General features: G+C 40.0%; 14 protein-coding genes. 4 read left to right on the top strand and 10 right to left on the bottom strand.

Annotation, left to right across the window (positions count from 1 at the left end):
- Positions 1–70: 70 nt before the first annotated feature.
- Together ABDV71_RS02365 and ABDV71_RS02360 are read right to left on the bottom strand one after the other, a co-directional pair.
- Positions 71–643, bottom strand: a complete 573-nt coding sequence (locus ABDV71_RS02365; protein WP_343530819.1) for a YceI family protein — start codon at positions 641–643, stop codon at positions 71–73.
- Between the two features lie 76 nt (positions 644–719).
- Entirely contained in the window at positions 720–1277 is a 558-nt protein-coding gene (locus ABDV71_RS02360; RefSeq protein WP_343530818.1) for an AraC family transcriptional regulator, read from the bottom strand.
- 111 nt (positions 1278–1388) lie between these two features.
- On the opposite strand from ABDV71_RS02360, the gene ABDV71_RS02355 reads away from it, so the two are divergent.
- The 4 genes from ABDV71_RS02355 to ABDV71_RS02340 all read left to right on the top strand — a co-directional run bounded on the left by ABDV71_RS02355 (position 1389) and on the right by ABDV71_RS02340 (position 5190).
- Positions 1389–2090 (top strand): peptidylprolyl isomerase, encoded by a 702-nt coding sequence (locus ABDV71_RS02355; protein ID WP_343530817.1) that lies wholly within the window; start codon positions 1389–1391, stop codon positions 2088–2090.
- Position 2091: 1 nt separating this feature from the next.
- A complete protein-coding gene (locus ABDV71_RS02350; RefSeq protein WP_343530816.1) occupies positions 2092–2859 on the top strand; it encodes an exodeoxyribonuclease III in 768 nt (255 codons plus the stop codon).
- A gap of 83 nt (positions 2860–2942) precedes the next feature.
- Positions 2943–4181, top strand: coding sequence for an imidazolonepropionase (hutI, locus tag ABDV71_RS02345; RefSeq protein ID WP_343530815.1), 1239 nt, complete (start codon positions 2943–2945; stop codon positions 4179–4181).
- The gene (locus ABDV71_RS02340; protein ID WP_343530814.1) at positions 4174–5190 is read left to right on the top strand and encodes a formimidoylglutamase; all 1017 of its coding nucleotides are present in this window, start codon (positions 4174–4176) and stop codon (positions 5188–5190) included. Before hutI ends, ABDV71_RS02340 begins: the two co-directional genes overlap by 8 nt.
- Here ABDV71_RS02340 and ABDV71_RS02335 read toward each other — a convergent pair.
- From ABDV71_RS02335 to ABDV71_RS02300, 8 genes are all read right to left on the bottom strand, one after another.
- On the bottom strand, positions 5147–5308 hold the full coding sequence (locus tag ABDV71_RS02335) for a hypothetical protein (RefSeq protein ID WP_343530813.1): 162 nt from the start codon (positions 5306–5308) through the stop codon (positions 5147–5149). The genes ABDV71_RS02340 and ABDV71_RS02335 overlap by 44 nt on opposite strands.
- Before the next feature lie 15 nt (positions 5309–5323).
- Positions 5324–5890, bottom strand: a complete 567-nt coding sequence (locus ABDV71_RS02330) for a 5-formyltetrahydrofolate cyclo-ligase (protein ID WP_343530812.1) — start codon at positions 5888–5890, stop codon at positions 5324–5326.
- 85 nt (positions 5891–5975) lie between these two features.
- Complete coding sequence (efp, locus tag ABDV71_RS02325; protein WP_343530811.1) at positions 5976–6536, bottom strand: elongation factor P; 561 nt, start codon at positions 6534–6536, stop codon at positions 5976–5978.
- A 154-nt stretch (positions 6537–6690) separates the two neighbouring features.
- Entirely contained in the window at positions 6691–7308 is a 618-nt protein-coding gene (locus ABDV71_RS02320) for an ATP-binding cassette domain-containing protein (RefSeq protein WP_343530810.1), read from the bottom strand.
- Positions 7309–7313: 5 nt separating this feature from the next.
- A complete protein-coding gene (lpxA, locus tag ABDV71_RS02315; protein ID WP_343530809.1) occupies positions 7314–8099 on the bottom strand; it encodes an acyl-ACP--UDP-N-acetylglucosamine O-acyltransferase in 786 nt (261 codons plus the stop codon).
- Positions 8096–9508, bottom strand: coding sequence for a bifunctional UDP-3-O-[3-hydroxymyristoyl] N-acetylglucosamine deacetylase/3-hydroxyacyl-ACP dehydratase (locus ABDV71_RS02310; RefSeq protein ID WP_343530808.1), 1413 nt, complete (start codon positions 9506–9508; stop codon positions 8096–8098). The genes lpxA and ABDV71_RS02310 overlap by 4 nt, the downstream gene beginning before the upstream one ends.
- Positions 9508–10581, bottom strand: a complete 1074-nt coding sequence (lpxD, locus tag ABDV71_RS02305) for a UDP-3-O-(3-hydroxymyristoyl)glucosamine N-acyltransferase (protein WP_343530807.1) — start codon at positions 10579–10581, stop codon at positions 9508–9510. The genes ABDV71_RS02310 and lpxD overlap by 1 nt, the downstream gene beginning before the upstream one ends.
- A 102-nt stretch (positions 10582–10683) precedes the next feature.
- Entirely contained in the window at positions 10684–11907 is a 1224-nt protein-coding gene (locus ABDV71_RS02300) for an HD domain-containing protein (protein ID WP_343530806.1), read from the bottom strand.
- Positions 11908–11947: the final 40 nt, after the last annotated feature.

Below are 11947 nucleotides of genomic sequence, written 5' to 3'. Positions count from 1 at the left end.
GGAATAAGAATATGTCATGCTGAGCTTGTCAAAGTATACATTTCAACAAGCTCAATGTGACAATAAAGGTTTATTTTGCTTGTGCAAACTGCAAATTCAAGGTAATGTTTACGTCTTTTGCAACGCCAGCACCAGTTGGGTCGTATTTAATGTTATAATCTAACCTGTTAATAGTCGTAGAAGCTGAGAAGCCAATCTTAGCATTTCCTCTTTGGTCTTTTGCAGTACCTCCATAAACTACAGTAAAAGTAACATCTTTGGTAACATCGCGTATGGTTAATTTACCGGCAAGCGCATAAGTATTATCTTTCATTTTCTTGAATGTAGTACTTACGAAAGTCATTTTAGGGAACTTTTCTGCATTAAAGAAATCGTCTGACTTCAAGTGATTATCACGCATGTCTACGCTAGTGCTAATACTCGCTACGTCGACAGAAAAATTGATTTTTGCATCGGTAAAATCAGTTTTTGAGGAAGTAAATTCACCCTCAAATTTCTTGAAAGATCCGTCTACAAGTGAAATTCCAGAATGTTTAACCGAGAAATTCACAAAGGAGTGCATCGGGTCAACTTTCCATTGGGTTTGGGCAAACGTAGCTACACTTAAGCTCGTTGCCAATAAAAATAAGAATAATCGCTTCATGGCTATTGTCTTTTGTTAATGAACAAAGCTACAACAGCGAATTACAGAAAAAGTTGATGTATGATAAGAAAGTAAATCAGACCTTGTCGAGCGTTTTCCGCTTCAAATCTTGTTTAAACTGCGAAGGCGTTAGACCTGTCTCCTTTTTAAACTGGGCAGATAAATGGGCAACACTGCTATAATTGAGCTGAAAGGCGATTTCGCTCAAGGTTAGTTCGCCATAGCTTAAGAGTTCTTTAACTCGTTCTATTTTCTGTTGGATATAGTAATGCTCGATCGTATTTTTCTCTTCGGCCGAAAAAACACTGCTCAAACTAGAATAGTCTGTATTTAGCTTATTGGCTAGAAAATCGGAAAGGTTTACTTTTAATGGTTCCTTGGTGTAATGTACCAGGCCCACTACAGCACCTTTGATCTGCGCTACTAACATCTTTCTTTTATCTTCCAAGAGCTCAAAACCAAGGCTTTCCAAAGTCTGCTTTACGCTTTGGTATTGTTCGTCGCCAAGTGCCTTTTCTTCAAGTTCTACTTCCCCTAAAGTAACCGCTTTTGTCTTAAGGTTTAGTCTTTCAAAAACATCACTTACCGCCATTTTGCAGCGGTCGCATACCATATTTTTAATGTAAAGCTTCATCAATCACTAAAGTAAATAATAAATTCTACAGCTTAAAATCGTGAAGAATAATTCAACTTTACTTAGACAATGATTTGCTTTTTAAATAACTTAGCGCAAAACCAATTTATCATGAAGAAACTGCTTCTATTTTGCACAGTATTACTTTGCCAAGTAACTTTTGCTGCAAAACCTAGATACCAATACGTTAAAATCAGCACCAACAAAGGCGAATGTATTGTAAGGCTTTATAATGAAACTCCGCTACACCGCGATAATTTTTTGAAACTCGCCAAAGAAGGTTATTACAACGGCACTATTTTTCATCGGGTAATCAAAGATTTTATGATCCAAGGTGGTGATCCCGATTCGAAAAACGCCACCCCGGAAGCTACTTTGGGTAACGGAGGTCCTGAGTACAAAATTCCCGCAGAGTTTCGCGATAGCATTTTTCACAAAAAAGGTGTTTTGGCCGCAGCTAGAGATAACAATCCCGAAAAAGCTTCTAGCGGAAGCCAATTTTATTTAGTGCAAGGAAAAGTTTTTACCGACGAGCAGCTGAACACTGTAGAAAAGAACCGATTGAAACATCAAATTCCCGATTATCAAAGAGAGGTTTATAAAACTATTGGCGGCACGCCACATCTGGATAGAAATTACACCGCTTATGGCGAAGTAGTTAAGGGAATAGAAATGATAGATGCTATTGCAGGCGTAGAAACCGGAAACGCCAATCGCCCCAAAGAGGATGTAAAAATGACCGTTACCGTGCTTAAAAAGAGGGAAGCAAAAAAACTGGAGAAAGAATTGAAAAAAGCAGAAGCTAAGAAATAAAATGAAAATAATATCATATAACGTTAATGGCATTCGTGCCGCCGCCACCAAAGGTCTTTTTACTTGGTTGCAAGCTACCGATGCAGATATGGTTTGCCTACAAGAAGTAAAAGCACTTAAGGAACAAATTCCTGATATTTTGGCCCTTATTGAGCAATTGGGTTACCATCATTACTGGTTCCCTGCCGAGAAAAAAGGATACAGCGGCGTAGCCATTCTTACCAAGATAAAGCCTAACCATGTGGAATATGGCTGCGGAGAGCCATGGATTGATGCCGAAGGCAGGGTTTTAAGGGCCGATTTTGATGGCTTTTCATTGATGAGCTTGTATATGCCTTCAGGATCAAGCGGCGATGAGAGACAGGCGAAAAAATATGAATTCATGGCTTTCTTCAACGGCTATATTGATGAGCTTCGAAAAAGTTATCCCAACTTGATCATTTCTGGAGATTACAACATTTGCCACAAGGCCATAGACATTCACAACCCGAAATCCAATGCCAATTCTTCTGGTTTCTTGCCCGAAGAGCGTGAATGGATGGAACTGTTCATCAATAATGGCTTTATCGACTCTTTCCGTCATTTTAACCAAGACCCACACCATTATACCTGGTGGAGCTACCGAGCTGGCGCCAGAGGGAAAAACTTAGGTTGGCGTATCGATTATCATTTAACGACAAGAGAATTGGAAACCCGGTTAAAAAATGTGCGCATTTTGCCTGACGCCTTACATAGCGACCATTGCCCCATATTGTTAGAATTACAATAAAAGGTTAATCGGTTAATTGTTTAAACTGTTTAACCATAGCCAAAGCAATTAACCGATTAAGCGATTTAAACAGTTAACCAAATATGCTCATTATCAACATCAAAGCCCTTGTTGGCGTACATCCAAAGGAAACACCTTTTCTTCGCGGTAGCGAACTAGATCAGCTTCCCGTTTTAGAAAACGCTTGGCTGCTATTAGAGAATGGCTTAATCAAGGATTTTGGGCCAATGGAGAATCTCCCTAATTCAAGTGCCAAGTTTGATACGCTAAACGCTAAAGGTCGTTTTGTGTTCCCTTCTTGGTGCGATAGTCACACGCATATTGTGTTTGCTGCGCCTCGCGAAGAAGAATTTGCCCTAAAAATTGCCGGCAAAACCTATGAGGAAATCGCCACAGCGGGCGGAGGTATTTTAAATTCGGCCAACAAGTTACAGAAAGCTACGGAAGATGAACTTTTTGAAAGTGCCAGCATTCGTTTAAACGACATGATCAAGCAGGGCACAGGAGCCTTGGAAATTAAAAGTGGTTATGGGCTAACGGTAGAAAGCGAGCTGAAAATGCTCCGAGTAATTCAACGGTTAAAAGCCACATTTCCCATTCCCATTAAAGCAAGTTTATTGGCTGCTCATGCTTATCCTTCCGAGTTCAAAGAAAACCATCAGGGCTATATTGATTTGATCATTAATGAGCTGATTCCCCTGGTAGCCCAAGAAAAACTGGCAGATTATATTGACGCCTTTTGCGAAAAAGGATTTTTCTCACTTGAAGAAACGGCTCTTATTTTGGAAACCGCAGCAAATTATGGTCTTAAGCCTAAAATCCACGCTAATCAACTTTCCGTTTCTGGCGCTGTACAATTGGGTATTCAACACCAGGCCGTATCTGTTGACCATTTAGAAGAAACTGACGGAGCTGTATTAACGGCGCTTAGTGAAAGCAATACCATTGCCACACTACTACCTTCGTGTTCGTTTTATATCAACATCCCTTTTGCCAATGCCAAAGGGCTGATTGAGCACAATGCCATTGTCGCTTTAGCTAGTGATTACAATCCGGGTTCAACTCCCTCTGGGAACATGAATTTTGTGGTTTCTTTGGGCTGTATCAAGCTAAAAATGACACCCCAGCAAGCCATTAACGCCGCTACCATTAACGGAGCTGCGGCTATGGAGTTAAGCGATGAAATTGGTAGCATTGCCATAGGAAAGAGAGCAAATTTATTTATCACCAGACCGATGACTTCCTTGGCTTACTTGCCTTATAGCTTTGGGCAGAGTCAGGTGGAAACCGTAATTTTAAACGGAGAAATTTACCATGGCTAGTTTCAAAATCTTTTCGCAAAGCGATATCCTAAATCTGGTAAATATCCGCAAGGGGGAAACCAAACTTGGCGAAAGAGTGGCATATTACGGTCAAAAGGATGCCATCTCGATAGATTCCTTGAAAAAATCATCTGCCAAATTTGTGCTTTTAGGCATTCCAGAGGATATTGGGATAAGGGCTAATTACGGAATTGGTGGTGCAGATACCGCTTGGAAACCCGCTTTGAAAGCATTTTTAAACCTGCAACAAAATCCTTTTTTAAAAGGCGAAGATATTTTGGTATTGGGTGAATTTGAAATCCCAGAAAATCCTTCTACCGATATTGCAACACTAAGAAATTCCGTAAAGGAAATTGATGATTTGGTGTTTCCTGTTATTCAAACCATTGTGCTGTCCGGAAAAACTCCAATCGTAATTGGTGGCGGACACAATAATTGCTACCCAATCATTAAAGGAGTTTCTTTAGCAAAAGAAGAAGCTATTAACGTGCTCAATATTGATGCACATACCGATTTACGTGACCCTAGCGAAGGCAGGCATAGTGGAAACGGCTTTAGTACAGCTATGATGGATGGCTTTTTAGAACAGTATCGAATCTTCGGCCTGCATCAAAATTATGTGAGCGAAGCTCAATTAGATTTTATTGCAACAAACAACGGCATTAAGGCCGCTTATTTCGACGATTTACTATCGAACGGCGAAGATATCCCTTCGGCCCTACAAAAGCTCCTAAAAGGCGTAAAATCGCCTTTGGGCCTAGAGATCGATTTGGATAGCATAACAGGTATCCTTTCTAGTGCCGCTACGTCCACAGGTTTTTCCATAAACGAAGTACGTCTACTGATTTTAACCGCCAAAAAGGAATTTTGCTACTTACATATCTGTGAAGGAGCGATGCAATTAAAAGACGGCAGAAGGGAAGCAACCATAGGCAAAACCATTGCCTATCTGATTAGCGATTTTATTAAAGCTCTTCATCCTCGTAACGTTGAGCAGCCTTCATCATAATTTCCATTTCCGCTAGTTGCGCTTTGGTCAAAGGTTCTTCTTGCTCCTGCATTTCAAAAATAGCAATCATGGTCTCTTCGTATTGCTTTGCGTTCGTTATTCTAAGATCCTTTTCCATAACTAAAATTATTGACTAGCTTACAAAGCTATAAATTTGTTTTGGAGTGATGCACAAATCCAATCTTATATCGTCTTGATGCACGTTCGAAATCTCTTCAGGCATCATTTCGAAAAGCGAAATCCCTACCTTTTTGGCTTTAATTTCTGACAGGAACCGGTCATAAAACCCCTTTCCATATCCTACTCTATAGCCCTTTTTATCAAAAGCCAACAAGGGCACCAACACCATATCTATTTTATCCCTAAAAATCTCCATTGTTTGTGGTTCTGGGATATGGTAATGGTTTACCTTTAAATCATCTTTTTGGTAAGGATGATGACTCATCGAATGGTCATTGAAATTGGATCTGGACACTACGATACTCATCTCAGGGTGATTTTTCTGCAACCAATCAATCAAAAGAAACGTATCAGGCTCCCGCTTCTCCACAATGGGCAAAAAAACATGGATGCTACTGATTCCAAAAAAGTCAAGTGTTTTAAATTGTGCTAGAAGTAGCTGGTTAAGCGCTAAAAAATCGTCGTCGGCCAACGTCCTCCTTTTTTGCAAAGCTTCTTTTCTAATGGCCGATTTTAGCATGATTGCTAAGGTATAAAAAAAAGATGGCTTCGGGAACCACTCCGAAGCCACAATCAACCTAAACCTAAAACTAAACTATGAAAATTTATTTTACTCTTTCTATGTAATCCCCTGTTCTGGTATCAACCTTAACTTTATCGCCTTGGTTAATGAACATTGGCACACGTATTTCAACTCCAGTTTCAACAGTTGCATATTTCTGTGCGTTTGTTGAAGTATTGCCTTTTACTGCAGGCTCAGTGTAGGTAATTTCCAACTCTACGTTCTGAGGCAACTGAGCCATAATTGGTTCTTCGCTTTCGAAAGCCACAATTACGTTCATTCCTTCTTTTAAGAACTTAACGCCTTCGCCAAATAAAAACTTAGGCACGTTATATTGTTCGTAGGTAGTGTTGTCCATAATTACCAAGAAAGTACCATCTTCGTACAAATATTGATAATCATTGGTTTCTACGCGGCAAATTTCTACCTCTTCGTCAACACGGAAACGATACTCAACCAATTTACCGGTTTTCACGTTACGCATTCTTGCCTGATAGAAAGCTCTTAAATTTCCTGGGGTACGGTGAATAAATTCTTCTACCTGTACCAAATCTCCGTTAAAACGAAGAATATTTCCATTTTTAATATCAGATGCTTTTGCCATTTTCTTTTGAAATTTACGCCTATCTCCTAAGCCTCATTTCGTGCCGCAAAGGTATAGACTATTTTTTAATTAAACAATAGTAGTTTTAAAATATTTTTACGAAGTGCTTTTAAGCCGTTTAAAGCTAGTTCTTCGCACTTTTATCAAATTAATTTTACTTTTTATAATCTAAAATATTTAGCTGATGTTTACAAAACTCGTACTCATAAGCTTGGTTGGAGCCCACCAAAACCAACCTGTTTTTCGAATATTTTTCAATCAGGCTTAAATACCAATCAGTACCTTGAACGTCCAAATTGGAGGTCGGCTCATCAAGCGCCAAGATAGGCGTATCTGCACAAAATGCCAAGGCCAACTTGGTCCTTTGCTTCATCCCTGACGAAAAATATTTCAAAGGCTTGTCTTGCGCCTTGCTTAAAGCCAGTATATCAAGCACCGCCTCTGCTCCAAATCCTTGTTGGTATTTCTTAAAGCGGAAATGGAAGTCTATCGTTTCTTGTAGCGTAAATTCTTCCACCAAATCCAGATAGGGAGCTGCCAAGCTGATATAGCTAAAAATGCTCTCAGGAAGAATCTCCTTCTCTTCTTGATAGCTTATCTTACCTTCAGAAGGGGTTAAACTTCCTAAAACAACACTTAGTAGCGTAGATTTACCAGAACCATTTGGGCCTAATAAAGCATATTGTTCTCCTTGGGCAAAGGTGTAGCTGATCTCTCTAAAAATCCACTCCTTATTAAACCGCCTACCTAAATGCTCAAGGATAATTTGCATACCGATCAGTTGCCCGAGCCAAAGCCTTTCATCACCCCTCGGTTTGAGTTTCTGATAAAATCTACGATTTCGTCGCGAATTTCAGTAGGTTGAAAATCTGCCTCGATCATATCTAATGCTTTGGTCACGTTATTATTTTTCACAAAAAGCACACGGTAAATTTCCTGGATTTCGTTGATCTGTTCAGAAGAAAATCCTCTACGACGCAGGCCAACCGAGTTAATCCCAACGTAAGAAAGAGGTTCGCGGGCAGCTTTCACATAAGGGGGAACATCTTTACGTACCAAAGAACCTCCCGTAACAAAAGCATGTGAACCTACCTTAACGAACTGATGGATAGCCACCAAGCCTGCTAAAACCACATAATCTCCAATGGTAATGTGCCCTGCAAGGGTTGTACTGTTTGAGAATATACAGTTATTGCCCACATAGCAATCGTGTGCAATGTGCGAATAAGCTTGTATTAAACAATTACTCCCAACAACCGTACGCCATTTATCTTTAGTCCCCCTATTAATGGTTACACATTCTCTAATCGTAGTATTATCACCAATTTCGGCAGTAGTTATTTCACCTGCGAATTTTAAATCCTGAGGAATACCAGAGATTACTGAGCCAGGAAAAATACGGCAGTTCTTACCAATTCTGGCACCATCCATAATGACCACATTGGATCCAATCCAGGTACCTTCTCCAATCTCTACATCTTTGTGTATTACGGCAAAAGGTTCTACGACTACGTTATCCGCTATTTTGGCTTGCGGGTGTATATATGCTAGGGGTTGTATCATTTTGTGGTTTCGCTATCTTTTACTTTAACTATTTGTGCCATCATTTCTGCTTCAACGGCTATTCTGTCGCCAACCATCCCCACGCCTTTCATTTGCGCTATTCCTCTTCGGATAGGCTCCACCAAGTCACATCTGAAAACAATGGTGTCTCCAGGCAGTACTTGCGACCTAAAGCGAACATTGTCTATTTTAAGGAAATAGGTAAGGTAGTTTTCTGGATCAGGAACGGTACTTAATACCAAAATACCTCCCGTTTGCGCCATTGCTTCTACCTGTAATACCCCGGGAAACACGGGTGCCCCAGGAAAATGTCCTTTAAAAAACTCTTCATTCATGGTAACGTTTTTCACACCAACCACATGGGTTTTTGATAGCTCCATCACCTTATCTACAAACAAAAACGGCTGTCTGTGTGGCAAGATTTTCATCACGTCTACCACATCGAAAAGTGGTTTGGCATTAACGTCGTATGTATTTATTTTCTTTTTGCCCTTGTCTTTTTTGATAGCGGCTTTGATTTTCTTTGCAAAAGCTACATTGGCAGCATGCCCTGGTCTAGCAGCCATGATATGACCTTTTAGGTGTACGCCCACCAAAGCCAAATCACCAATCATATCCAATAGTTTATGACGGGCTGGCTCATTTTGGTAACGTAGCTCCATATTATTTAAAATACCTTGTGGCGCAACATCTATTTCTTCTCTGTTAAAGATTTTAGCTAGATGTTTCAACTCCTCTTGGGTAACTTCCTTGTCTACAATAACGATTGCATTATTCAAGTCGCCACCCTTGATCAAATTATGTTGTAATTGATATTCCAATTCATGTAGAAAACAGAAAGTACGGCACGAAGCGATTTCTTTTTTGAATTCGCCAATGCTAGTAATTCCTGCATGTTGGCTGCCCAATACCGGAGAGTTATAGTCGATCATACACGTAAAACGGTAATCGTCTAAAGGCATGGCCACAATTTCTACACTTCTTTCTGGCTCAGTATAGGTAATGTTATGAGGAATGGTATAGTATTCCCTGTCGGCACTTTGTAAAGCACTGCCCACTTGTTCCAAAACCTCAATAAACTTAATGGAACTTCCGTCCATGATTGGCGTTTCTGGACCGTTAACTTTGATCAGAACGTTATCCAAGTCCATGCCCACCAAAGAGGCCATCACGTGTTCTACTGTACTAACACTAGCTCCATTTTGAGAAATGGTTGTTCCTCTCGCCGTGTCGGTTACATTGTCACAATCCGCATCAATTATTGGTTCTCCGGGCAAATCAACGCGTTGAAATTTAAAACCGTGATTTTCTGGTGCCGGGCAAAAAGTTAAGGTGACATTTGCTCCAGTGTGAAGTCCTACCCCACTCACTGAGATTTCGCCTTTAATAGTTCTTTGCTTAACGTTCATTATTGTGTTTGTGTTGTTGTCAATTTCTCAATGATAGCGGTAAGGTGCGCTATCTTAGCTTCTAGTTCTCGTACTCTTTTGTCAACTTCTGGCAACTTCTTAAATATCACGGTTGAGCGCATCCATTCCTTTAAGGGTTGGGCCGGACTTCCATGCCATTGTTTATTTTCTTCGGTATCAAAATTTATCCCTGCTTGTGCACCCACTTGGGTTCTTTTGCCCAAATTAAGGTGTCCAGCAATCCCAACTTGGCCACCAATAACCGAATTTTCCCCCAGCTTGGTACTGCCAGAGATTCCGCTTTGGGCCGCCACCACAGAGTGTGATCCCACATCTACATTGTGTGCAATCTGTATCAGGTTGTCTAACTTAACGCCTTTACGCACGTAAGTAGATCCCATCGTGGCTCTATCAATAGTGGTGTTCGCTCCAATCTCCACGTCATCTTCTATCACCACATTTCCTATTTGAGCTATTTTATTGTAAGAACCATCTGCTTGGGGCGCAAAGCCAAATCCATCGCTACCGATTACAGCATTAGCATGAATAATTACCCTATTGCCCACTACGGTGTGCCTGTATAACTTTACTCCTGGAAAAATGATTCCTTCAGCGCCTACCTTGGTATCGGCACCAATATAGCTCTGTGCATGTATTTTGGTATTATCACCAATCTCTACGTTTTCTTCTACACAACAAAATGGCCCGATATATACGTTTTGACCAATTTTTGCTGACGGATGAACGTAAGATGAGTTGTGAATTCCAACTTCGTCTTTGCTCATGTTGAGCACTTCATTGTATTTATCCAACAAAATAGAAAAGGCACTATAAGGATCTTTCACTTTCACCAAGGTGCTTTTTACAGGCTGTAAGGCCACAAAGTCTTGGGAAACAATCACCACAGACGCCTCTGTTTTGTAAAGATAATTTTCGTATTTGGGATTAGACAAGAAGCAAAGAGAGCCAGCAGCGCCATCTTCTATTTTAGAAAGCGTACTCACTTGAGCGTTTTCATCGCCTTCTATGGTTCCATTTAAAAATTCGCCTATCTGCTTGGCAGTAAATTGCATCTTACAAAGTTAAATGTTAAATTGATATGAACAAATTATCACTCTTCAGTCTTGATAAGACCAAATAACGAGAATTTTGGCCCATTATTTTGTTAAAAAAAGCTAAATATCTCTTACATAACACAGTATATGCTTTTTAACGGTTTTGTCTAATGATTCTAAATTAGATAAATCTGATGCTTTTGTGATATCTAACAGGCTGCCATTTTTTAATAAAATATTAATATTACTGCTTTCGGCATTATACGCTCTGTTGGTAATAGTGTCTGTAAAAACAAAATACCTTAAATCATTGCTATTGATTTCCAATTTTTGTGCAATGCCAGAAGCCATCTTTTCTACTCGTTGGGCATCTGGCGGTTCATTGCTAATCTCCACTTTGTAGAGCTTTCTAGCACTCAGCATTCTACATAGCCTCGACAAAATGAAGTCATCACTATCAACCCAGACCTTAATAGAGGCATAAATATCTTGATCATCTAGTTTCGCAAATTGGGCCAAATGAATCTCCTCATTAAAAAAACTAGATTCGTTTACATCATTTTGAAGGAAATGCTGAAGGGCCGGAGTGGCAAAAAGGGCTTGCCCCTTTGAGGTGAGTTCCTTAGCTCTTTCTAATATTTTCACCAAAAGCTGCTCTCCAGCAATTACTGTTTTATGCAAGTAAACTTGCCAATACATTAATCTTCTGGCAATTAAAAACTTTTCTACTGAATAAATCCCTTTTTCTTCTATCACCAATTGGTCGTCGACCACATTGAACATTTTGATGATTCGGTCGAAACTGATTACTCCTTCACTAACTCCAGTATAGAAACTATCACGATTTAGATAGTCCATCCGATCCAAATCAACCTGTCCCGAAATAAGCTGACAGAAAAATTTTCGAGGGTACTGTCCTCTAAATATACTTATTGCCTTGCTAAGTGCTCCCCCAAACTCATCATTCAGCTTGTTCATCATCAACAGGGAAATATCTTCGTGCTTAATTCCCCTCGCTAAGGTATGTTCCAAAGCATGCGAAAAAGGTCCGTGCCCTATATCGTGCAATAAAATAGCAATCGTAGCCGCTTCTTCTTCCTCTGGGCTAATTTCGTGCCCTTTGTTTTTTAGCACTTCTATGGCCAAGCTCATGAGGTGCATAGCTCCCAAGGCATGGTGAAATCTGGTATTTAGTGCTCCTGGATATACAATATGTGTCATTGCCAACTGCTTAATATACCTTAAGCGCTGGAAATAATGATGCGAAATGAGGTCAAAAACAAGTTCCGAGGGAATGGTGATGAAACCGTAGACGGGGTCGTTGATGATTTTCTTTTTGTTCAAACTCTAAAAATAAATACGGTACAAAAATTGCTATTTTTAT

Origin of the sequence: Pedobacter sp. (assembly GCF_039594775.1) — a bacterium.
In the GTDB taxonomy this organism is placed as follows: domain Bacteria; phylum Bacteroidota; class Bacteroidia; order Sphingobacteriales; family Sphingobacteriaceae; genus Pedobacter.
The sequence above is the reverse complement of the archived record's forward strand: the minus strand, read 5'-3'. Positions and strand labels throughout refer to the sequence as shown.

Excerpts from the sequence above, each read along its gene's own strand:
- ABDV71_RS02365 (WP_343530819.1), bottom strand. The coding sequence starts at position 643 with ATGAAGCGATTATTCTTATTTTTATTGGCAACGAGCTTAAGTGTAGCT.
- ABDV71_RS02360 (WP_343530818.1), bottom strand. The coding sequence starts at position 1,277 with ATGAAGCTTTACATTAAAAATATGGTATGCGACCGCTGCAAAATGGCG.
- ABDV71_RS02355 (WP_343530817.1), top strand. The coding sequence starts at position 1,389 with ATGAAGAAACTGCTTCTATTTTGCACAGTATTACTTTGCCAAGTAACT.
- ABDV71_RS02350 (WP_343530816.1), top strand. The coding sequence starts at position 2,092 with ATGAAAATAATATCATATAACGTTAATGGCATTCGTGCCGCCGCCACC.
- hutI (WP_343530815.1), top strand. The coding sequence starts at position 2,943 with ATGCTCATTATCAACATCAAAGCCCTTGTTGGCGTACATCCAAAGGAA.
- ABDV71_RS02340 (WP_343530814.1), top strand. The coding sequence starts at position 4,174 with ATGGCTAGTTTCAAAATCTTTTCGCAAAGCGATATCCTAAATCTGGTA.
- ABDV71_RS02335 (WP_343530813.1), bottom strand. The coding sequence starts at position 5,308 with ATGGAAAAGGATCTTAGAATAACGAACGCAAAGCAATACGAAGAGACC.
- ABDV71_RS02330 (WP_343530812.1), bottom strand. The coding sequence starts at position 5,890 with ATGCTAAAATCGGCCATTAGAAAAGAAGCTTTGCAAAAAAGGAGGACG.
- efp (WP_343530811.1), bottom strand. The coding sequence starts at position 6,536 with ATGGCAAAAGCATCTGATATTAAAAATGGAAATATTCTTCGTTTTAAC.
- ABDV71_RS02320 (WP_343530810.1), bottom strand. The coding sequence starts at position 7,308 with ATGCAAATTATCCTTGAGCATTTAGGTAGGCGGTTTAATAAGGAGTGG.
- lpxA (WP_343530809.1), bottom strand. The coding sequence starts at position 8,099 with ATGATACAACCCCTAGCATATATACACCCGCAAGCCAAAATAGCGGAT.
- ABDV71_RS02310 (WP_343530808.1), bottom strand. The coding sequence starts at position 9,508 with ATGAACGTTAAGCAAAGAACTATTAAAGGCGAAATCTCAGTGAGTGGG.
- lpxD (WP_343530807.1), bottom strand. The coding sequence starts at position 10,581 with ATGCAATTTACTGCCAAGCAGATAGGCGAATTTTTAAATGGAACCATA.